We start from the raw sequence: 20,537 nt of genomic DNA on the forward strand, positions 1-20,537 counted from the left end.
CCCCCACCCCCACCGGGTCGGGCCTGACCCTGGTGAAGTCCGCCACGATCAGCACCGACACCAACAACGACGGCCTGGCCGGCGTCGGTGACCAGGTCACGTTCTCCTTCACCGTGGCCAACACCGGCGACGTCACCCTGACCTCGGTCGGCGTGGCCGACCAGCTGRTCGCCCCGGCCGGCCCGGCCGTGACGGTCACCTGCCCGGGCACCACCCTGGCCCCGGGCGCCACCATGGTGTGTTCGAGCAGCCCGTATGTGGTGACCCAGGCTGATGTGGATGCGGGCGCGGTGCGGAACAGTGCGACCGCGTCCGGGACCCCGCCGACCGGCGGCCCGGTGACGACTCCGCCCTCGACGACCGTCACGACGGCTCCTGGGCCTGGGATCAGCATCGTGAAGTCTGCTGATCTCCGCGATCGGGATGGCGATCGCTTGGCCGACGCCGGCGAGCCGATCGTCTATCACTTCGCCGTGAAGAACATCGGGGCAACAACACTGCGTGCTGTGATGATCAACGATGACCGGCTGGTCAGGATGGGCCTCACAGTGACTTGCCCGGCCACCACCCTGGCCCCGGGCGCCACGATGGTGTGTACATCCTCGGCGTATGTGGTGACCCAGGCTGATGTGGACGCGGGCGCAGTGCTCAATGTGGCAACGGCCACGGCTACCAGCCCCGACGACACGGTCGTGACGTCGCCACCGTCGAGCACCAGAACGCCTACCGACCGAGGGCCTGTTCGGGACATCCTTGCCTTCACCGGCGCTAATGCGCCCCAGATCCTGCTGTACGCGATGCTGCTTCTGGGCCTGGGCGTGCTTCTGCTCATCGGACGACGAGCAATGGCTTCACCAATCCACGAGACGAAGTGAAAGAGAAATGATCGCGATGAGTACCACGACGGCCGGCACGCTTCCCCGACTGTTGACCAGGACAAGCACGAGCGTCGCAGTCTGCCTCATGGCTGCCGGTCTGGTGACGGGATGCACTGGCAGCGACGGTGGGTCAAGGACGACGACTCCCACCCCGACGGGCAGCACAATGACAGGGAAGGTTTCCGAGGGGACCGGAACAGTCGTGGGCGCCCGGAGGGAGCTCGAAGACTTCACGTGTTCGGCCGACTCCAAGGGTCAGTGGGCCGCCAAGGGCACCGTGACCAACACGGGCGACTCGAAGCAGCGCTACACCGTTCAGGTGCTGGTCGCGAACTCCAAGACGTCGACCGTCATCGGGAGCGCCGACAAGTCATTCGAGCTGGCACCGAAGAAGTCCACGGAGTTCACGCTTGCGAAGGTTGTCGTCTCCACCGCCAAGGGCCTCGCGTGCACGCCGGTGGTCACCAAGGAGCCGGCGAAGTAGTCGGTCTGGTGCCGGTCACGGATCGACCCGTCCTACTTCGGCCTCCAGCTCGCCAGCAGGTACAGCAGCCCTCCGAGCCGGTGCATGGCGCTCCCCGTGAGTTGCGACTAGCTGTAAAACTGACGGAGGTTGTTGACAGTCCGGGTCTCTGATGAATAGGAGACCTGCATGACTGAACGAGAGCTGGAGCGGCGAGCTAAGCACAAGCTCGCGGTGCTCAAACACGTCGAGGAAGTCAGCGGCAGCGTCTCGGCAACCTGTCGCTACTACGGCATCAGCCGGAATTGCTACTACAAGTGGCTCAAACGCTACGAAGACGAAGGCTTCGAGGGCCTCAAGGACCGCTCCAGCGCCCCGCACAACTCACCCAAGGCGACACAGGCCGACGTCGTCGAAAAGATTCTGTGGCTGCGCCAGCGCTACCACTTCGGCCCACAGAAGATCGCGATGTACCTGGAGCGGTACCACCAGATCAGGATCAGTCCGTCCGGAGTGTGGCGCATCCTGCACCGCGCCGGCGTCAATCGACTGCCAAGCTCCCAGCGCTACAAACGCCGCGAGACCCGGTGGAAGCGCTACGAAAAGCAGCGACCTGGCCACCAGCTGCAGGTCGACGTGAAGTTCATCGAGCCCCTCGGTCAGAAGGGCCGCAAGAAGCGCTACTACCAGTACACCGCGATCGATGACTGCACACGACTGCGCGTGCTAAGGGCCTACCCGCGCAACGACCAGCCGACCGCGATCTCGTTCATCGACCACGTGCTGTCCAAGCTGCCGTTCGCCGTCGACCAGATTCAGACCGACAACGGCCAAGAATTCGGGTCGGCCTTCCACTGGCACCTACTCGACAAAGGCATCGGCCACATCCGGATCAAACCACGCACCCCGCGGCTCAACGGCAAGGTGGAGAGGTCGCACCGCATCGACTCCGAGGAGTTCTACCGACTACTCGAGGGCGAGGTCATCGACGACGCCCGACTCTTCGAATCTCGACTCCAAGAATGGGAGGACTACTACAACTACGATCGACCCCACGGCGCACTCGACGGGCAGACACCCTACGAACGACTCCGACGCAAAGCCCAGGACCCACTGTCATAGGCGTCCGTCAGTTTTACAACTAGCTCCTGCGGTGTCGTCCGACGTGCGCGTCTCGTCGGGATCGGACCGGGCGGGATCGGACTGGCCGGGAGCCGGTGAGGATCCTGACGGAGAGCATCAGGGTGGCGGCGAAACCCATGATCGCGAAGATCGACCCCACGAGGTAGTGGCTGATCTCGAATCCCGGGTGGATGCCCCACGTGGAGGTTGCCCAGGCGATACCGCTGAGCCGCACGAGGTTGACCCCAACCAGGACGACGGCGCCGATGGACGCTGCAGCCATCACCCGAGGGATCCGCACGGTGCTCTTTCCCGCGACGGCAGCCATGATCGTCAGGAACGGCGCGATGAGCACGGACGTGGAGCACCCGGGGGTGATCTGAAGACCGAGAGCGGAGCGCGTGCCCAAGCCGAAGGTGACGACATCCTGCGTGGCGGCCACTCCGCCGCCGGTCACCCACGCGACCAGGGGTTGGGCTGCCCAGGCCTCCACGGCACGGAACTGCCCGTTGGCAGCGACGATGACGACCACGACCGCGAGAAGCCCGAGTGCCGGTATCCAGCGCGTTGTTCGCGAGTCGCTCACGGTGGAGGACACGCCGTCACGCATCGACCGCCACCGGACCTGCCAGCACCGGCTCGGCGTTCCGGCGGGTCTTGGCCCACCCGGTTCGGCCAGTCACGAGGCGTCCGAAGGCGCGCGCCGTGGTCGGGTACGTGTAGGTGAGGAAGAGGGCGTACTCGAGCCCGAGCCACACCGCCCGGAGCCGGCCCATGCCCGGATCGGCGACGCGTCGGTACAGCGGTCCCCACACCGCGAAGGGCGCGATGCCCGTGACGGCGGTGAGGACGGCCAGGAACCAGTAGTCGGCGGCGAAGGTGAGCGGACCCGCCGGGTAGGTCAGGCACTTGACGGACAGCAGGATGTACATCGCCGGCCAGTAGAGCACTCCGAACAGCTGGGTCCAGGGGGCGACGAGGAAGTAGGCGGCCTCCAGGGCCCCGGCGGTGCTCAGGTGCCTGGACTGCAGGATCCGGCCGAGGTAGAGCCGGGAGCACTGCATCCCGCCCTGGGCCCAGCGGGCCCGTTGGGCGATCAGGCGGCGGCCGCTCTCGACGGCCTCCTGGTAGACCTCCGCGGAGAAGACGAACCTGTTCTTGTACCCAGCCAGGAGGATGTGCAGCCCCAGCTCGTAGTCCTCGAGGAGCGCGCCATGCCACGGGGTGCCATCGCCATCCCGGAGGACGTCGAGGACGCTCAGCCGGCTGAACTGGCCGTTGCCCCCCAGCCCCACGGTGCCCGTCTTCTCCCGCAGCATCTGCATGGCGGAGATGGTGCCCACGAACTCGAGGTCCTGCATACGGACCAGGAAGCGGGCGAACCACCCGCCCAGCGCGGAGGAGGCGACACCATCACCCCGCGTGTGCCGGTTGGACATGCGCACCGAGATCTGGACCCCGCCGACGTCGGGGTCGCCGAAGACCCCAGGACCGGCAACCAGGTCCAGCACGTCGGGAGCCAGCGCCCCGTCGGCATCCACGACGCCGACGATGACCCTGGTCCTGTCACTGTCGACGGGCAGCCAGGTGCTCAGTGCCGAGTAGGCCGCGTTGAGCGCGTCGCCCTTGCCCGTCCGGGCTTCGGGGCGACGTCGCTGCACGAGGTGGACCCGTGGGTCGGCGGACAGGGCGCGGACGATGCGTGCCGTGCCGTCCTCACTGTCGTCGTCGATCACCCAGACGTGGGCCGCGGGGAACTCGAGCAACCGACGGATCGTCGGCTCGATGACGGCCTCCTCGTCCCGGGCCGGGACGAAGACGTGCCACTGGTATGCGGTGGAGTCACCCGGGACGTCAGGGCCTCGCCGCAGATAGGGGAGGACGATGGTGGCGACATACCCGGTGAACACCACGACCGAGAACAGCGAGAGGCCTTGCAGGAGGGTCCCTATCACTGTCGCAGCCCGCGGCGCCGGTATCCGAGGAGGAGCAGGATGGCAGCTCCACCCAGCAGCAGGCTGAGTCCCAGCCCGATCGTCAGGGGCAGGCCGTCAGTGCCGGTCATGGCCAGGCTGCCGCCGGTGGAGGCCACGCCGAGTCCGGCGCCTGAGATCTTGATTCCGCTTCCGTACATGCTTTTCCGCTACTTCCTCATGCTGACGTGAGCGACGGCGCCAAGTGCGACGTCCCCTGCTGGGTGGAAAGGCGAATGACCTCGACGACCCGCTTCGCAGAGCCCGCATCCCCGAACGGGCTCGGCAGGCCGGCGAGGCGGTCGAGCCACCTGTCGAGGTCGCCCAACCGGGCCCGAACCGCCGCGCCGATGTCGGGCCCCGGCCGCACGAGGACGGCGAAGTCGGCGAGCGCCTCGGGTCGTTCGGTCGACCGCCTCACCACGACCAGCGGACGCTTGAGCACGGTGCACTCCTCCTGGACCCCGCCGGAGTCAGACACCAGGACCGCAGCGTGCGCGGCCAGGGCCAGGAACTGACGAGAGCCGACCGGCGCGATGACGCCGAGAGCGCCGAGCTCGCGCTCGGCGCCAGCCCGCCGGGCTGCCGCCTGCGTGCGCGGATGCAGAGGCAGCACCACGCGGCAAGGCAGCTGCGCCAGCTCCGTGAGGATGGTGCGCAGCACTGCGGGGTCGTCCGTGTTCTCAGGTCGGTGGATGGTGGCCAGCACGTACGAATTCGGTTGCAGTCCAAGGGTTTCGACGGTCGCCAAGGTCTCCCGGGGTTCGCCCAGCTGGTCGATCACCGCCTCGACCACCGTGTTGCCCGTCAGGTGGATGCGATGGTCCGGGATCCCCTCGCGGCGCAGGTTGGCCACGTTGTCGGTGGTCGCAGCACACAACGCGTCCGCGAGGTGGTCCACCATCACCCGGTTGTGCTCCTCGGGCATCGCCCGGTCGTAGCTGCGCAATCCCGCCTCGACATGCACCAGAGGCACGGACAACGCGTTGGCCGTCAGGGCCCCGGCGAGGGTCGAGTTGGTGTCGCCCTGCACGACCACAGCCGACAGCTCGCGCCCCGAGAGGGCGCGGTCCAGGCCGAGCAGCATGACTGACAGCTGCTCGGCCCGGCCAAGGCCCCCTGCGTCGAGGTGGACGTCCGGACTGTCCAGCCCGTGCTCGGCGAGGAACACCCCGGACATCGACTCGTCATAGTGCTGCCCCGTGTGCACGACCAGGGCGGCGTCGCGCAGCTGGCGGATCACCGGGGCGAGCTTGATGATCTCGGGCCGCGTGCCCAGCACGACCGCGACGCTGCGCGGCGCCAACCCGGTCATCAGGCAGCGGCGCCGTGCTGCCGCCGGGACCGGCGCAGCGCCACGACCCCCAGGGCCCCGAGCGGAACCATCGCGAGGAGGACCCGCGGGTCAGCCACCGGGATCGGCTGCGAAGGGAGGACCTCGAACAGGTAGTCCTCGACCTCGCCGGCATCCGACGCCCCGATCGGTGACTGCGTCGCTGCGGCGTCGTACCCGACCCTGAACCGCGCGTAGGTGTTGCCGGCCTCCAGGCCGGTGATTCCCGACCACGTCAGGTTCGCAGACGTGGCGCCGGCAGCGAAAGCAGCACAGGCCCGCTCGGCCGGGTTGTCGAACGTCCCGTTGTGGTTGAAGTCGATCCACCCGCAGACGGTGCCCGGCTTGCTGGCCCCGCTGAGGGCGACCGTGGTCGAGTACGCCGTGTTGCCCACCGTCAGGGGGCCCAGCACCACGCCGTCGTCGGCCTGGTCACCGTTGGCGGACGCGCTGGCGTTCGGCGAGACCGTGCCGTTCGCGACGGTGGTGTTGTCCTGGGTGACGCTCGAGCCGAGCTTGAGGTCGGACAGCACCGCCCGTGCGGCGTTGCCCTGGTCGTAGGACGACGGAGCGTCGCCGAAGTCCTCAGGGACCGTGAAGGTCATCACGAACGCGTCAGAGTTGTGCACCGGGTCGTTGATGTCGTTGTTCGTGTACGCCGGGACCGCGCTGGTCGTCTGCGTGAACACGGCGCTCACCGTGAACGTCACCGACGTCACGACACCGTTGAGCTGGACCGAACCACACGCCGCGGTGTCCTGCGCGTCGTAGTCGTCGACGGCGCCGGTGACCTGGGCGGTGGTGTTGCACCGGTAACTCGTGCTGTGGTTGTCGGCCGTGATGCTGTTGCCGGACACCGCGAGGTTGCCGCCCGAGAGGTCCGTCATCGTGACGCCAGGTGTCGTCAGGGTCAACACGTCATGGAGCTGCGACTGTTTCACCACCGTGTTCGCGCTGTCGGCGAACCAGACATCGCCGCCGATACCTGCCACGTTCAGGATCGGGTTCAGGACCGGCTGGCTGAAGGTGATGGTGATCGTGCCCAGACCCGAGCAGGTGCCCACAGCCGGGCAGCTGTTCACGGCATCCGTGAGCACCTCCACGCTCGGGGTGGTCGACGTGAGCCCTGGCGTGTAGTCGCCGGCCACGTAGCCGCGACTACCCAGGGTGACGTCGTTGGTCACCTGCGTGAGACCGGTGCTGGTCACGCTCGCGGTCAGCCCGGAACCGGGCATGGTGAGCGTGCCGGTTCCGCCACTGACCACCGCCGCAGCCGTGGGCACCTCGACGGCCTGGGCCGGTGCGCTGACGGCGACTCCCAGCGCCACGGCAGCCATCGCAGCGCCCACGGCGCCGACGCGTACTTGTTGCTTGAACGTTCCAATTCGCATGCAGTGCTTCCCCTGGCTCGTGGTGACCGGTGGCCATCGACCGTGGTGATCGGTGGCCCCAACAGAACGTCGGAGGGTCCTGACCACGTGCTTCAGGCCTTCCGACATGGATCTAGAGTCGGGAGGCGGCGATCGGTGACGCGGCGGTCAGCCCGAACGCCTGCGGTGACCCGGACGAGACCGCAGCGCGTCCGGGACCGAAGTCAGTGGAGCGTGTCGGCTTCGGACAGGTCGTCGAGCGCTTTGCGCATGCCTTGTCGGGCGCGGCGGGCGACTTGGCGGGTCGCGTTGACGCTGACGCCGAGGTGGGCGGCCACCGAGGGGTAGGGCTCGTTCTCGACGTAGATCTTGCGCAGCACGACCTGTCACCGGTCCGGGAGGGTGGACAACGCCTCGTTCAGGCGGGTGTTGAACAGGCGCTCGAGAGTGGCCTCCTCGGGGCCGGGGTCGCGCTCCGCGATCCGGGCCGCCAGATCCGGGTTGGCGAGCGCCGCGTGCTCGATGTCTGACACCCAGCGCAGGGCTCGGTCCCTCTTCAACGCACTCAGGTGCAGGTTCAACACCACGGCGCGCAGGTACGCGGCGAACGCCTCCCGGGGCCCGCGCCCCATAGCCAGCTGCGCCCACGTGCGGGCGAACGCCTCGGCGACCAGGTCCTCGGCCTGGTGCTCGCGACCGGCCAGGCGACGCGCGTAGCGCCGCACCGAAAGCACGTGGCCGACATACAGCGCCGCGAACGCCGCCGGGTCGCCGGCGCGAGCCTCGTCCAGCAGCTGCGCGACAGCGACGGTGGGGGTGGCATCGTCTCCGGAGTGGACTGGCGGATCGGGCATGGGCTTCCCTTCGCCCTGCCTGCTGCCGCGACCAGTATCGCCCAGCGGCATCGACGTGTCACCACGCCTGCGGACTCTTCGAAGGGTTGACCACACCCTGTGAGGTGGTGAACCCGCCCACGACTTGGGCAGGCTGGCCGGACCAGACCGGCCGGTCCGGATCGGGCTCTCGCTGGCCCCGCTGCCAGTCGCGATCGCGAGTAGAGTCGAACCAGAAGGCTGCCCTGGACCCGGTGGCGCACCACCATTCCAGGAGTCCGGCATGAGCACCCTTCCCACTCCCGTCGGTCCTGCCTCGCTCGTCCCGCGGCCGCTCTACCCCGAAGTCGTGGGGGCGGTGCGTGCCGCCGGCCTCCTGGACCGACGGCTCGGCCCGTACCTGGTCCACTTCGCCGTCAACACCCTCGGTCTGCTGGTCGTGCTGGCCGCGCTGGTGGTGTGGCACGACTCGTGGTGGCTCATGCCGTGGGCCGTGGTGCTGGCGGTGGTGTCGGTGCAGATCGGCTTCCTCGGGCATGACATCGCCCACCGGCAGGTCTCCCGCCGGGCGAGGACGGCCGCCCTCCTCGGCCTGCTCCACGCGAACCTGTTGAGTGGGCTCAGCTACGGCTGGTGGGTCGACAAGCACAACGCCCACCACGCGCACCCCAACGACCTCGAGACCGACCCCGACGTCCGCGCGGGAGTGCTGATCTTCGACGTCAGCCAGGCACGCGAGCGACGCGGACTGGGCGCCATGGTCACGCGCCACCAGGCCTGGCTGTTCTTCCCGCTGCTGACGTTCGAGGCGGTGAACCTCTATCTCGCCGGCCTGCGGTCGCTGGCCCGGCCAGGTCTCCAGCACCGCTGGGCCGAGGTGGCGCTCATCGGCGTCCACACCGCGGCATACCTCTCGCTCATGGTCACCACGATGACCTGGGCGCAGGGACTGGTCTTCGTCGCGATCCACCAGGGCGTGCGGGGGATCTACCTCGGGGTCTCGTTCGCGCCCAACCACAAGGGGATGCCGGTGCTGTCGAGGGCCGACGAGGCGGATCCGTTCCTGCGCCAGGTGCTGACCTCGCGCAACATCCGGGGCGGTCCCGTCGTCGACTGGGCGCTGGGCGGACTCAACTACCAGATCGAGCACCACCTCTTCCCCAGCATGCCGCGGGCGAACCTCCCGAGCGCCCAGCGCATCGTGCGTGCCGTGTGTGAGCTCCACGCGGTCCCCTACGTCGAGGCGTCAGCACGCTCCTCGTATGCCGACGTGTTGCGTCATCTCCACGCCGTCGGGGCCCCGCTCCGGGTCAGTGGGCGAGGCTGAGACCGAGCCAGTCGGCGAGGTCGGCGACCTCGTGGTCGACGGCCCTGCGTTGGGCCGTGGACCACGGTTCGTCCTCGTGCACCGCGGTCACCCGCAGCACCCCAGCCGCGAGGTCGGCGGTGGCGTCGAGCTTCCCGACCAACCGGTCGCCGTGCAGGATCGGCATGGCCCAGTAGCCCCATCGCCGCTTGGCGACCGGCTTGTACATCTCCAGCTGGTAGTCGTAGTCGAAGAGCTCGGTCATCCGCTTGCGGTCGAAGACCAGCCGGTCGAGGGGTGACAACAGCACGGTGCGACCGCGGAACGGCTCACCGAGGCGGTCGAGCTGGGTGGGGTCGACCCGCCACTCGCCCTGCAGGCCCTCGACGACGGCGACCTCTCCCACCGGTCCGACGTCGTGGGGTTCGCCGTAGCTCTCGACTGCCTTGGCCCTGGCCACCCCGAGCGCGGCCAGCCGACGACGGGCCCGTTCGGTCAGGGCTTCGTCGAGCGGGACCGCCGGCACCGCGTCGCCGTCGGGGTAGACCCTCGCAGCCAGGTCCCACTGCCGCTCGCGTCCCTCGCGGCTGGCGACGGCGACCTCGCCGCGCGCCTCCATGAAGTCGAGCATCCGCTGGGTGTTCTTGTTGTTGGTCCAGCCCGTCGACCGCCATGGGACGACGCACGAGTCCGGCAGCCGTCGCGCGGACAGGGGTGCCTCCGACTCGAGCTGGTCGAGGATGTCGAGGCGGCACTCGTCGTTCGCCGACACCCACTCGGCGAGGTCCATCTGCCAGTCGCGCAGCGGTTCCGCTCCCGGCCACGCCTGCATCTCTGCGCGGTACAGCGCGATGTCCTCCGCCGGCCGCAGGAAGCCCCTCAGCTCCACGACGACGCGTTGCTGGAACAGGTCGTCGAGGTCACCGAGCTCGTAGTCGCGACCCAGCCGGCTCCAGCAGACGAGGTCGGCGCTGGGCGCGACCGCCGCCGTGAGGTCGACCTGCACAGCGCCCAGGCGCCGCACCACGTCGAGCACGTCGGTCGGTCGCGGCTCGTCGAGGAGCTGGGCGCGGACCGCGATTCGTCGCGCGTCGGCACGCGACAACCGGAGCTCGCCCACAGGTGAACCGTCAGCCGCGGCCGGACTCGATGGCCAGCCGCCGGTCGAGGACCTTCGCGAGGTAGTTCATCTGCTCCACGTGGGCCGAGTCGCCGTCGGTCTGGCGCACCGCGGGGCCGACGGCGTCGGTGATGATCGCCACGGCATACCCGTCGACGATGCCCATCTGCCGCGTCACCGTGTCGGCGCGCAGCCAACCACCCTTGAACGGCCCGGCGCCGATCGTGCCCAGACCCCACCGGTGCGCCGCGATCGGCCGCATCGACGAGAGGATGTAGGCGCTGGCGGCCTTCGACACCACCCGTCCCGAGCTGAGCGCAGCCATGAACCGCACCTGCTCGCGGATGGTCCACTGCATCCCGCCCTGGGAGGCGTCAGGGGCGACGGTGCGGGTGTCGCCGATGGACCGCAGGACCGCGGTGATGGCGGCCCCCGGGCTGCCGGGGATGTCGTCGCGCAGGGCGATGACAGCGTTCATGTCGGAGGCGGTGAGGGCGGCCGTGACCCATCGCTTCTGCTGGGCGCTGGCGTTGGCCGGGTCTCCGTCACACGCGGTGTCGAGGAACGCGGCGACGACGAGCACCTTGGACGTCGACCAGGCCTTGTAGCTCGACACCGAGCCCTCGACCGTGACGTTGCCCGGGTTGCTCAGCGGGGCGAAGGCGAAGGCGTCGTTGGTGTCGCCCTCGAGGCTGGTGCGCGGCTTGGCGGCAGACGGCTTCGGGGTGGGCTCGGGCACGGGCTTCACCGGCTTCGACGCAGTTGATGGGCGCAGCGTTGGTGAACGCGGCGTCGTCGTGGTGGTGGTCGTGGTCGACGCCGCCGTGCTGCTGGTCGCCGCCGTGGTCGCGGACGTCGGGCTGGCGGCCCGAGGGGTCTGCGCCGCGCCTGCGCAAGCGCTTAGCGCGAGACAGGCTGTGGCCAACCAGACGGTATGCCGCATGGTCACCGAGGGTAACCCGCGCTCGCGTCCTCCCGCTTTCCGGAGATAATCGCGCGGTGCCCTACCTCGTGAAGCAGAGCCATCGGGCTCGACCCGTGCGAAGGCCGATCCCGCCGGACCCGAGACTGCCCCGCGCGTGCGTGATCGGTGCCGGATCCTCCGGTCTGGCCGCGGCGAAGGCGCTCTACACCGCACGAATCCCCTTCGACTGCTTCGAACGTGGCAGCGTGATCGGCGGCAACTGGGTCTACGACAACCCGAACGGACTGTCGGCCTGCTACGAGACGTTGGAGATCAACACCTCCGGCCCGCGGATGGCCTTCTCCGACTTCCCCATGCCGGACGACTACCCGCCCTACGCGCGTCACGACCAGGTCGCCGCCTACTTCAACGCCTATGTCGACCACTTCGGCTTCCGCGACCGGATCACCTTCCACACCACGGTGACCGACGTCGCGCGCGGACCCGGCGCCACCTGGCTGGTCACCACCAGCGGACCCGACGGAGACCACGTGCGGGAGTACGACGCCGTCCTGGTCGCGAACGGCCACCACTGGGACCCGCGCTGGCCCCACCCGCCCTACCCCGGGGTGTTCGACGGCGAGCAGATCCACGCGCACGACTACCGCTCGGGGGCACAGCTGGCCGGTCGGGACGTCGTCGTCGTGGGGTCGGGCAACTCGGCGCTCGACATCTCCGTCGAGGCCGGCAAGGTGGCCCGGTCGGCCAACCTGTCGCAGCGCCGGGGACAGTGGGTGCTGCGCAAGTTCGCGCTGGGTCGTCCGAGCGACCAGGTCGCGCTGCCCGGCTGGCTTCCCTGGTGGGCCACAGCGCTGCGGCTGCGGATCGGGGCGCTGCTGTCCGGCAACGTCGCGAAGCTCGGCCTGCCGCAGCCCCACCACAAGCCCGGTCAGTCCCATCCCGTGCAGTCCGAGGGGATCCGTGACGCCCTCCGCACCGGCCGGGTCACTCCGCGCCCGGCGATCGAGCGGCTCGACGGCGACCACATCGTCTTCGCCGACGGCAGCCGGGTGCCGGCCGACCTGATCGTCTGGGCGACCGGCTACCAGGTGAGCTTCCCGTTCCTCGACCCCGCGCTGGTGTCGGCCAAGGACAACGACCTGCCGCTGTGGAAGCGCACCATCCACCCTGACCTGCCCGGGCTCTTCTTCATCGGGCTGGTGCAACCCGTCGGCGCCGTCATGCCGCTGGCCCAGGCGCAGGGGGAGTGGGTCGCCCAGCTCCTCACCGGTCGCTACGCGCCACCGCCGGACTCCGAGGTCCGGCGTCAGATGCGCGCCGACCACGAGCGCAACAAGCGGCAGTTCTACTCCTCGGTGCGGCACACCATGGAGGTCGACTTCGACCACTACCTGTGGGACCTGCGTCGGGAGCTGCGGCGAGGGTTCGACCGGGCGAGGTCAGCGGCACGAGCCTGACAAGATCGACCCATGGCTTCCAAGGCGCAGCAGTACCCGGACATGTGGGTCGACCCCGCGAACGACCCTCGTGAGTCGGCGGCCTCCAGGGCGACCGACGAGCGCAGCGTGCTCCTGGAGTACCTCCAGCACTTCCGCCTCACCTTCGAGATGAAGTGCGACGGGCTGGACGCCGAGCAGATGGCGCGCCGGTCGGTCGAGCCGTCGACCATGTCGCTGCTGGGGCTCCTGCGCCACCTCGCCGCGGTCGAGCAGACCTGGTTCCGGATCACCATGGCGAACGAGGACGTGCCCCGGCTCTGGGGCAAGGACGAGGACCGCGACGCCGACTTCGACCAGGCCGTGGCTGACGACGCCGTCGTCGCCGAGGCGTGGGAGGCGTGGCGCCGCGAGGTGGCGTATGCCGTGGAGTTCGTCGAGCGCGCGGGGTCCCTCGAGCTGCTCAGCACCCACGCGACGCGTGGGCCGATCACGTTGCGGGAGCTGCTGGTCCACCTGATCGAGGAGTACGCCCGGCACTGCGGTCACGCCGACCTCATCCGCGAGCGCATCGACGGGCGCACGGGACAGTAGGTCCGCCGCGACCGTCGCGGTGGTGGTTCTCGACGCTATGCCGTGCCCCTCAGGGCGGGGCAAGGGCGGCCCACCCTGAGGGGCACGGCATAGCGTCCGCGCAGCGCCTCTCCGCCTCTGGCGAGGCGCGCCGCTGCCTGCATGGCGGAACGTACTCCCGGAAGCCATAGCCTGTGCAGCGTGAGCAACGAGGCCGCAGCACCCGAACCGACCACCGTGCACGACGCGGTGCAGCGGTATGCCGCGATGCAGCCGGACCTGCGCGTGCCCACCGAACAGTTCGTCTCGCTCGTCACCTCGCTGCTCGACGACGCGGGCATCAACTACGTCAGCGTCACCGGCCGCACCAAGTCGGTGGCCTCGTTCGCCGCCAAGGCGTCCCGGACCCTCGACGGCGAGCCGGTCTACTCCGACCCACTGACCGAGATCACCGACCAGCTCGGCGTGCGCGTGGTGACCTACCTGCACGGCGACGTCGACGCGGTGGCCGGCCTGCTCTCCGACCAGTTCAGCGTCCTCGACGACCGTGACATGGGTCGCGAGACGGCCCGGCAGGGCCGGTTCGGCTACTCCAGCCGCCACCTGCTCGTGGCGGTCGACCCCGTGAAGGGCGTGCCCGCGGCATACGAGACGTTGAAGGGCCGCAGCGCCTCGGTGCAGGTGCGCACGATCCTCCAGCACGCGTGGGCCGAGTTCGAGCACGACGTGCGCTACAAGGGGACCATCCCCGAGGAGCACGTGCCCGACCTCGACCGGCGGTTCACCCTGGCGGCGGGGTTGCTCGAGCTGGCCGACCGTGAGTTCTCCGAGATCCGCGACACCCTCCAGGCGACGATGCGTGGCCAGCGGCTCACGATCGACGAGGACGACCCCCGCATCAGCGCCTCCGACCTCGCGACGTTCCTCGCGGGGCAGTTCCAGGACGCGGGCTGGTCGCGCACCGACCACTACGCGTGGATCTCCGGACTGCTGCTCGAGCTCGGCATCACCTCGCTCGACGAGCTGGGCGGGTTGCTCTCGTCGATCGACCTCGAGGGCATCAACGCGCGGATGGGCTACCGCTACCCGGCCGGCGCGGTGCGTCGTCTCGACGACGCGCTGCTCGCGGTCTACGGATCGCGCTACCTCGCCCTGCACGGCAACGCGCACCGCGAGGCCGCCCTGCGAGCCAGGCTCGACAAGCTCCGCGCGGTCTGAGCGCGGCCGACCAGCCGGTAGCCCACTACAGGCTCGCGAGCAGGGCGCGCGCCTCCTCCAGGCGGCTGCGCTCGCGCTCCAGCAACGCGCGACGGTCGGCTGCCTTGTCGGCCTGCTCGGCGACCCGGCGGGCGGCGAGCACGTCGAGCTCGACGGTGGTCCACTCCTCGCACGCCCGGAGGATCTGCGGCCCGTCGCGCCGCCACACCTCCTTCTGGGTCTCGAGGTCGGTCAGCAGCAGACGCGCGGCCTCGAGGTCCCTGCCGTACTCGGTCGAGAGCCGTTCGTGGGCCACGGTCCCCACGGTGCCCTGTTCGCGCCCGACGTCGAGCCGGCGCTGGTAGGCCTCGAGGTCGGCCACCGCCGAGCGGGCCCGGGCCAGGTCGTGGACCAGCTCGGGGAGCAGCACCGAGGCGGCCACCCGGAGGCGCACGATCCGCGTCTCGTCCGCGGCGAGGTGCCCGGCCAGGCCACTCAGCTCGGCCGTCTCCAGCTCGAGGAACAGCTCCAGCAGACCCACCTCCTGCGCGAGTCGCGCCACCTGTGCCGGCAGCTGTCGCACCCGGTCGCGGACGTCGAGGAACGGGCGCATGACCCACTCGCGCAGGTCGGAGGACCGGTCGGTGGTGCGGTGCTGCACGTCCTTGATCCGTCGCTGCAGGGTGCCACCCAGCCCACCCAGCCCGGTCAGCCCGGTCAGCCCGGTCAGCCCGGCAGGTGCCTCGGGCGGCGCTGCCTCGCCGGTGGCGGTCCCCGCCTCGACCTCGACCGCGTGGACGTCGACCTGCAGGATCGCGTCGACGACCTGCCCGAGCTGGGCCACCCGACCGAGCACCGTCTTCCACGCTGCCGTTCGCCAGCGCACGTCGGCCAGGACCTTGAGGTCCTTGCGGATCCGGGTCGCATCGATCGCCCCGTCGGGGGACTGTCGCTGCTTCTCCGCGAGGTCGCTGATCCGCTCCAGCTCGGCCAGGTAGGCCTGGAACTCACCCGAGGCCGAGGTCACGAACGCGGCCCAGGTGCTCAGCGGCACCCCGGTCTGCTGCTTGACGTACTGGCTGGCCAGCCCTTTCACCGCGCGCATGGCACCCACGATCGGCAGCCCCACCAGCCCGAAACCGCTCATCGCCTGGGCCCCGCCGCCGCTGCCGCCCTGGGTCACCATGGCCAGGGCGTCCTCGAGCGCCTCCAGGGTCTCGGCGACCTCCGCGCAGTCGGCCTGCACCGCCGCCACCGTGCGGCGCAGCGCGAGGAAGCTGGTCTGCACCACCACCGCGTCGCGGACCGCCACCGGTGCGAGTGCCTGTGGTTGCCCCCCGGTGGGCGCGCTGGCGGGTGTCGGGCTCCCCATAGCCATGTTTCTCATTGTCCACCCGCGCTCGAGCCTGTCCTCGCTCATTGGGGTGAGGAGCGCCGGCCGCCAGCTCCGAGCACCTGACGCCGTCACCGGCCGGGTCTATCGTGCGAGTCATCCACTCGACGACGACCCAGGAGCACGCGATGGCCTCTCGCCTCAACCCCTACATCCAGTTCAAGGACAACGCTCGTGAAGCGCTCGACTTCTACCAGGGAGTCTTCGGCGGCGACCTCACCGTGAGCACCTTCGGTGAGTACGGCGACCCCAGCCAGCCCGGCGCCGACGGCATCATGCACGGCCAGCTCGAGACCCCGAGCGGCTACACGATCATGGCCGCCGACACCCCGCCGGGGATGGACTACAACCCCGGCAGCACCATCGCCGTCAGCCTCTCCGGTGACGACCCCGACGAGCTGCACGGCTACTGGGACAAGCTCTCCAACGGCGGCCAGGTCCAGGTACCGCTCGAGCAGCAGATGTGGGGCGACGAGTTCGGGATGTGCGCCGACCAGTTCGGGATCGGCTGGATGGTCAACATCGCCGGCGCCCGCCCCGACTCAGACGGCTGATCCACTCCAGACTGCTGGCGACCGGCCCGCGTCAGGGCCGGAGCCAGGCCGTCGCGTCGGGCGGCAGCTGGCCGTCCTCGAGCGGGCTGCTCGACCGCAGCACGCGGTCGGCCGGCACGTCGACACCTTCCGAGGAGAGGTTGACGACACAGCGCAGGGCGTCGTCGCGGTCGAAGTCGAGGACGTTCGGCGCCGACTCGCGCCACGCCAGCCCGGCGGCATACAGGCCGGGGGTCTCGCGGCGCAGTCGCAGCACGTCGCGGTAGAGGGTCAGCATCGACGCGGGGTCGCCGTCCTGCGCCTCGACCGTGAGGTCGCGCCACGACTCGGGCTGCGGCAGCCACGGCGTCACGCCGTCGGGGGAGAAGCCGAACGGCGGCTCCTGCCCACTCCAGGGCAGCGGCACCCGGCAACCGTCCCGGCCGCGCATCTCGCCGCCGCTGCGCAGGAACATCGGGTCCTGGAGCACCTCGTCGGGCAGGTCGTCGACGTTGGGGAGCCCCAGCTCCTCGCCCTGGTAGACGTACGCGCCGCCGGGCAGCGCGAGCATGAGCATCGCCGCGGCCCGAGCCCGACGGGTGCCGAGGGCCAGGTCGGAGACCTCGCCCGCGCCGTCGGAGATGAAGTACGAGCTCGTCGTCGTGCGGCCGTAGCGCGTGACCGGACGGGTCTCGTCGTGGCTGGTCAGCACCCACGTCGACGGCACCCCGATCGGCGCGAACGACGACAGCGTCGCGTCGATGACGTCCCGCAGCGGCCCGGCCTCCCAGGGTCCCTTGAGGTAGGGGAAGTTGAAGGCGGTGTGCATCTCGTCGGGGCGCAGGTAGGCGGCCAGCCGTTCCGGCGTGCTGACGACGGCCTCGGCGACGAAGGCGCGGTCGCCGTCGTAGGTGTCGGCGATCGCGCGCCAGCGGCGGAAGATGCCGTGCACGGTGTCGACGTCCCAGTGCGGGTTGTCGTCCCAGTCGACGGTGCGGAACTGCAGCACCCCGCCGTAGTCCGCATCGGGCAGTCCCGCCTTCTTCGACATCGCGGGCGCCGCGTCGATCCGCAGCCCGTCGACGCCACGGTCGAACCAGAACCGCAACACGTCGTCGAAGTCGTCCAGCACCGCCTCGTTGCTCCAGTCGAGGTCGGGCTGCTCGGGCGCGAAGAGGTGCAGGTACCACTGACCCGGTGTGCCATCCGGCTCGGTGATCCGCGACCAGGCAGGCCCCCCGAACGCGCTGATCCAGTTGTTGGGCGGCTCCTCGCCGGACTCGCCCCGCCCGTCGCGGAAGAAGTAGCGGGCCCGCTCGGCCGATCCCGGAGCGGCGGCCAGCGCGTCGAGGAACCACGGGTGCTGGTCGGACGTGTGGTTGGGGACCAGGTCGATGATGACCCGCAGGCCCAGCTCGCGAGCCTCGCGCAGGAGCGCGTCGGCATCCTCGAGGGTGCCGAACATCGGGTGTATGCCGCGGAAGTCGCTCACGTCGTATCCCCCGTCCGCCATCGGCGAGGGGAACCACGGCGAGATCCACAGACCGTCGACGCCGAGGTCGGCGAGGTAGGGGAGCTTGGCCCGGAGGCCGGGCAGGTCGCCCTCGCCGTCACCGTTCCCGTCGGCGAAGCTGCGCGGGTACACCTGGTACATCACTGCGGAGCGCCACCATGCTTCCGGCGGGCTCGGCTGCTGGTCGAGTGCCACAGGCCGAACCTAGTGCCCTGCAGCGACTTCCGACAGGGTGATCGTCACCGGGCACGCGCATCGGCGCCCAACCCGGTGGGCCGGACGCCGATGGGCGGGATGCCGAAGTCCTCGCGGACCCGGCGCAGGAGATCCACGGTTAGTGGACCACCACCGGAGGCACTCCCTGCTCGTCGAGCAGGTGCGACACCTCGCGCTTGCGGGGCAGGAAGTAGGCCGGGATCAGGGTCAGGGTCACCAGGATCGCCGCCCACCAGTAGGTGTGCGCGAACGCCGCCGCGGCCGCGACCGGCGCCTGCGCGGGGCTGGTCGGCGGGTTGTCCTTGAGGGCGTTCGTGAGGACGACCGAGAAGAGCGCCACGCCCACCGAGCTGGCGATCTGCTGGGTGATGTTGAGCAGCGTCGACCCTCGGGCGACTTCGTGGTGGGTCAGCGTCTTCAGGGCAGTGGTGAAGATCGGCATCATCGTGCCGCCCATGCCCAGCCCCATCACGAACAGCACCGGGATGAGGAAGCCCCAGTGCGAGGAGTCCGCCTCGATCTGGGTCAGGGCGAACATGCCGCCGATGATGAGCACCAGTCCGAACGGCACGATCCGCCCGACCGGGAACTTGTCGACCAAGGTGCCGGCGATCGGCATGGTGATCATCGCGCCGACACCCTGAGGAGCGACCAGCCAGCCCGCGTTGAGCGGCGACTCGCCCTGCACCTGCTGGAGGAACTGCGGCACGAGCAGCAGCCCACCGAAGAACGACGCCGCGAAGATGAACATCGTGATCGTCGAGACGGTGAGGTTGCGGTTCTTGAACAGTCGCAGGTCGAGCAGCGGGTGCTTGGGCCGGAAGCTGTAGAGCACGAACGTCACCATCAGCGCCAGGCCGACGAAGCCCGGCACGAGCACCTTGGCGTGGCCGATGCCGCCCTCGCCGGGGATCGACGAGACGCCGTAGAGGAACAACGCCAGGCCCGGGCTCATCATGAGCATGCCCACGAAGTCGAACGACTCGGACGGCTGCGGGTTGTCCTTGGCCAGCGCGAACTGGGCGTAGACCAACGCGATGAGACCGATCGGCGCGTTGATCAGGAAGATGTAGTGCCAGCTGAAGTGGTCGATCAGCCAGCCACCGAGGATGGGTCCGAAGATCGGGCCGAGCAGCATCGGCACCCCGAGGATGGCCATCAGCCGGCCCATCCGGGCGGGTCCGGCGGCGCGGGTCATGATCGTCATGCCGAGCGGCATGAGCATGCCGCCGCCGAGGCCCTGCAGGACGCGGAACCCGATCAGCATGCCGATCGACGTGGCCGCGGCGCACAGCACCGAGCCGAGGGTGAACAGCAGGATCGCCAGCATGTAGAGGCGCTTGGTGCCGAACCGGTCGGCCGCCCAGCCGGACAGCGGGATCACCGTGGCGAGCGCGAGCGTGTAGCCGGTCACCGTCCACGCGACGCTGGAGTAGGCGAGCGGCTCGCCGCCGAAGGCCGTCTGGAACGTGCGCAGCGCGACGTTGACGACGGTGATGTCGAGGATCGACATGATCGCCCCGAGGACCACGACGCCGGCCACCTTGAGGACGGCAGCGTCGATCTTCTCGGGGTATTCCACGGGTGTCGTGGCAGGTGCTGACACTGGGAGTCCTCTCGGAACTGGGCCTGAGCGCACTCAGGCGTGTTGTCACAAGCGTGTGGTCGCGCCCCCCGCTCCGTTGCGTGACGCACGGAAAAGCCTAGCCCCGCCGACCGACAGTCGACACGTGCATTTCCTCGCCTGGTGACCGGGTGAGCGGTGGCTGGGTATCGCCGCAGGTGGGAGCCGGTCAGGCGTCGCCGGCGGCCTCGAGCGCGGCGATGTCGAGCTTCTTCATCGCCATCATCGCGGCGAACACGCGAGCGGCCCGGTCGGGATCGGTGGAGAAGATCGCGTCCCAGTCCTGGGGCACGATCTGCCACGACAACCCGAACTTGTCCTTGAGCCAGCCGCACGGCCCTTCCTCGCCGCCGTCCGCCGTCAGAGTGTCCCAGTAGTGGTCGATCTCCGCCTGGTCCTGGCAGTCGACGGTGATCGAGATGGCCTCGTCGAAGGTGAACTGTGGTCCGCCGTTGAGCCCGACGTACGGCACCCCGTCGAGCTCGAACGCGACGGTCAGCACCTCCCCAGCGCGCTCACCGCTGTCGTCGGGGTAGCGGGAGACGGTCCCGATGCTCGAGTTCGGGAACACCGAGGTGTAGAAGTTCGCGGCGTCCTCCGCCTGGCGGTCGAACCAGAGACAGACGTACTGGCGTGGCATGGCGTGCTCCTCACGGTCGGGGATGGCTGGTGTGGGATAGACCGCCGCTGGAGCCGGAACTCATCGCGCGGGCGACCGCGAGCGATGCC

At 69.6% G+C, this 20,537-nt stretch carries 21 protein-coding genes; 8 read left to right on the top strand and 13 right to left on the bottom strand.

Annotated elements, in window-relative coordinates; translation table 11 throughout:
• From AC1DWJ_RS16640 to AC1DWJ_RS16650, 3 genes are all read left to right on the top strand, one after another.
• Nucleotides 1-875 (top strand): DUF7507 domain-containing protein (locus AC1DWJ_RS16640; RefSeq protein WP_477621402.1); only part of this gene is annotated, 875 nt, incomplete at its 5' end.
• Between the two features lie 169 nt (nt 876-1,044).
• A complete protein-coding gene (locus AC1DWJ_RS16645; RefSeq protein WP_477621403.1) occupies nt 1,045-1,362 on the top strand; it encodes a hypothetical protein in 318 nt (105 codons plus the stop codon).
• Between the two features lie 168 nt (nt 1,363-1,530).
• A complete protein-coding gene (locus AC1DWJ_RS16650; RefSeq protein WP_477621404.1) occupies nt 1,531-2,463 on the top strand; it encodes an IS481 family transposase in 933 nt (310 codons plus the stop codon).
• Nucleotides 2,464-2,482: 19 nt separating this feature from the next.
• On the opposite strand, the gene AC1DWJ_RS16655 is transcribed toward AC1DWJ_RS16650, so the two are convergent.
• The 7 genes from AC1DWJ_RS16655 to AC1DWJ_RS16685 all read right to left on the bottom strand — a co-directional run bounded on the left by AC1DWJ_RS16655 (nt 2,483) and on the right by AC1DWJ_RS16685 (nt 7,993).
• A complete protein-coding gene (locus tag AC1DWJ_RS16655) occupies nt 2,483-3,061 on the bottom strand; it encodes a hypothetical protein (RefSeq protein ID WP_477621405.1) in 579 nt (192 codons plus the stop codon).
• A 4-nt stretch (nt 3,062-3,065) separates the two neighbouring features.
• Nucleotides 3,066-4,418: a glycosyltransferase family 2 protein gene (locus tag AC1DWJ_RS16660; protein WP_477621406.1), complete on the bottom strand. Its 1,353-nt coding sequence runs from the start codon at nt 4,416-4,418 to the stop codon at nt 3,066-3,068.
• A complete protein-coding gene (locus AC1DWJ_RS16665; protein WP_457254867.1) occupies nt 4,415-4,597 on the bottom strand; it encodes a hypothetical protein in 183 nt (60 codons plus the stop codon). Before AC1DWJ_RS16665 ends, AC1DWJ_RS16660 begins: the two co-directional genes overlap by 4 nt.
• 17 nt (nt 4,598-4,614) lie before the next feature.
• Nucleotides 4,615-5,718 (bottom strand): non-hydrolyzing UDP-N-acetylglucosamine 2-epimerase, encoded by a 1,104-nt coding sequence (gene wecB / locus AC1DWJ_RS16670; RefSeq protein WP_477621407.1) that lies wholly within the window; start codon nt 5,716-5,718, stop codon nt 4,615-4,617.
• A 32-nt stretch (nt 5,719-5,750) separates the two neighbouring features.
• Entirely contained in the window at nt 5,751-7,160 is a 1,410-nt protein-coding gene (locus AC1DWJ_RS16675) for a GEVED domain-containing protein (RefSeq protein WP_477621408.1), read from the bottom strand.
• A 203-nt stretch (nt 7,161-7,363) separates the two neighbouring features.
• A complete protein-coding gene (locus AC1DWJ_RS16680) occupies nt 7,364-7,519 on the bottom strand; it encodes a hypothetical protein (RefSeq protein WP_477621409.1) in 156 nt (51 codons plus the stop codon).
• 6 nt (nt 7,520-7,525) lie between these two features.
• Complete coding sequence (locus tag AC1DWJ_RS16685) at nt 7,526-7,993, bottom strand: RNA polymerase sigma factor (RefSeq protein ID WP_477621410.1); 468 nt, start codon at nt 7,991-7,993, stop codon at nt 7,526-7,528.
• A 262-nt stretch (nt 7,994-8,255) separates the two neighbouring features.
• Here AC1DWJ_RS16685 and AC1DWJ_RS16690 point away from each other — a divergent pair, with 262 nt between their 5' ends.
• Complete coding sequence (locus tag AC1DWJ_RS16690) at nt 8,256-9,299, top strand: fatty acid desaturase family protein (protein ID WP_477621411.1); 1,044 nt, start codon at nt 8,256-8,258, stop codon at nt 9,297-9,299.
• Here AC1DWJ_RS16690 and AC1DWJ_RS16695 read toward each other — a convergent pair.
• Nucleotides 9,283-10,398 (bottom strand): DNA glycosylase AlkZ-like family protein, encoded by a 1,116-nt coding sequence (locus AC1DWJ_RS16695; RefSeq protein WP_477621412.1) that lies wholly within the window; start codon nt 10,396-10,398, stop codon nt 9,283-9,285. The two genes, AC1DWJ_RS16690 and AC1DWJ_RS16695, sit on opposite strands and share 17 nt — an antisense overlap.
• A gap of 10 nt (nt 10,399-10,408) precedes the next feature.
• The gene (locus tag AC1DWJ_RS16700; RefSeq protein ID WP_477621413.1) at nt 10,409-11,137 is read right to left on the bottom strand and encodes a serine hydrolase; all 729 of its coding nucleotides are present in this window, start codon (nt 11,135-11,137) and stop codon (nt 10,409-10,411) included.
• A gap of 344 nt (nt 11,138-11,481) precedes the next feature.
• Here AC1DWJ_RS16700 and AC1DWJ_RS16705 point away from each other — a divergent pair, with 344 nt between their 5' ends.
• The 3 genes from AC1DWJ_RS16705 to AC1DWJ_RS16715 all read left to right on the top strand — a co-directional run bounded on the left by AC1DWJ_RS16705 (nt 11,482) and on the right by AC1DWJ_RS16715 (nt 14,550).
• Nucleotides 11,482-12,780: a flavin-containing monooxygenase gene (locus AC1DWJ_RS16705; protein ID WP_477621414.1), complete on the top strand. Its 1,299-nt coding sequence runs from the start codon at nt 11,482-11,484 to the stop codon at nt 12,778-12,780.
• Between the two features lie 12 nt (nt 12,781-12,792).
• Nucleotides 12,793-13,353: a DinB family protein gene (locus AC1DWJ_RS16710; protein ID WP_477621415.1), complete on the top strand. Its 561-nt coding sequence runs from the start codon at nt 12,793-12,795 to the stop codon at nt 13,351-13,353.
• A 180-nt stretch (nt 13,354-13,533) separates the two neighbouring features.
• Entirely contained in the window at nt 13,534-14,550 is a 1,017-nt protein-coding gene (locus AC1DWJ_RS16715) for a GTP pyrophosphokinase (RefSeq protein WP_457254879.1), read from the top strand.
• 25 nt (nt 14,551-14,575) lie between these two features.
• Here AC1DWJ_RS16715 and AC1DWJ_RS16720 read toward each other — a convergent pair whose 3' ends face one another.
• Nucleotides 14,576-15,907 carry a hypothetical protein gene (locus tag AC1DWJ_RS16720; protein ID WP_477621416.1) on the bottom strand — a complete coding sequence of 444 codons (1,332 nt, stop codon included), beginning with the start codon at nt 15,905-15,907 and terminating at the stop codon, nt 14,576-14,578.
• 143 nt (nt 15,908-16,050) lie between these two features.
• Here AC1DWJ_RS16720 and AC1DWJ_RS16725 point away from each other — a divergent pair, with 143 nt between their 5' ends.
• Nucleotides 16,051-16,476: a VOC family protein gene (locus tag AC1DWJ_RS16725; RefSeq protein WP_457254882.1), complete on the top strand. Its 426-nt coding sequence runs from the start codon at nt 16,051-16,053 to the stop codon at nt 16,474-16,476.
• Between the two features lie 31 nt (nt 16,477-16,507).
• On the opposite strand, the gene AC1DWJ_RS16730 is transcribed toward AC1DWJ_RS16725, so the two are convergent.
• From AC1DWJ_RS16730 to AC1DWJ_RS16740, 3 genes are all read right to left on the bottom strand, one after another.
• Complete coding sequence (locus tag AC1DWJ_RS16730) at nt 16,508-18,163, bottom strand: glycoside hydrolase family 13 protein (RefSeq protein ID WP_477621417.1); 1,656 nt, start codon at nt 18,161-18,163, stop codon at nt 16,508-16,510.
• Nucleotides 18,164-18,302: 139 nt separating this feature from the next.
• Entirely contained in the window at nt 18,303-19,790 is a 1,488-nt protein-coding gene (locus AC1DWJ_RS16735) for a DHA2 family efflux MFS transporter permease subunit (protein WP_477621418.1), read from the bottom strand.
• Nucleotides 19,791-19,977: 187 nt separating this feature from the next.
• Complete coding sequence (locus tag AC1DWJ_RS16740; RefSeq protein ID WP_457254886.1) at nt 19,978-20,448, bottom strand: VOC family protein; 471 nt, start codon at nt 20,446-20,448, stop codon at nt 19,978-19,980.
• Nucleotides 20,449-20,537: the final 89 nt, after the last annotated feature.

This window comes from Pedococcus sp. P2_D7 (assembly GCF_056404295.1).

Coding starts and splice junctions, on each gene's coding strand:
- AC1DWJ_RS16685 (WP_477621410.1), bottom strand. CDS start 7,993: ATGCCCGATCCGCCAGTCCACTCCGGAGACGATGCCACCCCCACCGTC.
- AC1DWJ_RS16645 (WP_477621403.1), top strand. CDS start 1,045: ATGACAGGGAAGGTTTCCGAGGGGACCGGAACAGTCGTGGGCGCCCGG.
- AC1DWJ_RS16725 (WP_457254882.1), top strand. CDS start 16,051: ATGGCCTCTCGCCTCAACCCCTACATCCAGTTCAAGGACAACGCTCGT.
- AC1DWJ_RS16710 (WP_477621415.1), top strand. CDS start 12,793: ATGGCTTCCAAGGCGCAGCAGTACCCGGACATGTGGGTCGACCCCGCG.
- AC1DWJ_RS16690 (WP_477621411.1), top strand. CDS start 8,256: ATGAGCACCCTTCCCACTCCCGTCGGTCCTGCCTCGCTCGTCCCGCGG.
- AC1DWJ_RS16720 (WP_477621416.1), bottom strand. CDS start 15,907: ATGGCTATGGGGAGCCCGACACCCGCCAGCGCGCCCACCGGGGGGCAA.
- AC1DWJ_RS16740 (WP_457254886.1), bottom strand. CDS start 20,448: ATGCCACGCCAGTACGTCTGTCTCTGGTTCGACCGCCAGGCGGAGGAC.
- AC1DWJ_RS16650 (WP_477621404.1), top strand. CDS start 1,531: ATGACTGAACGAGAGCTGGAGCGGCGAGCTAAGCACAAGCTCGCGGTG.
- AC1DWJ_RS16675 (WP_477621408.1), bottom strand. CDS start 7,160: ATGCGAATTGGAACGTTCAAGCAACAAGTACGCGTCGGCGCCGTGGGC.
- AC1DWJ_RS16665 (WP_457254867.1), bottom strand. CDS start 4,597: ATGTACGGAAGCGGAATCAAGATCTCAGGCGCCGGACTCGGCGTGGCC.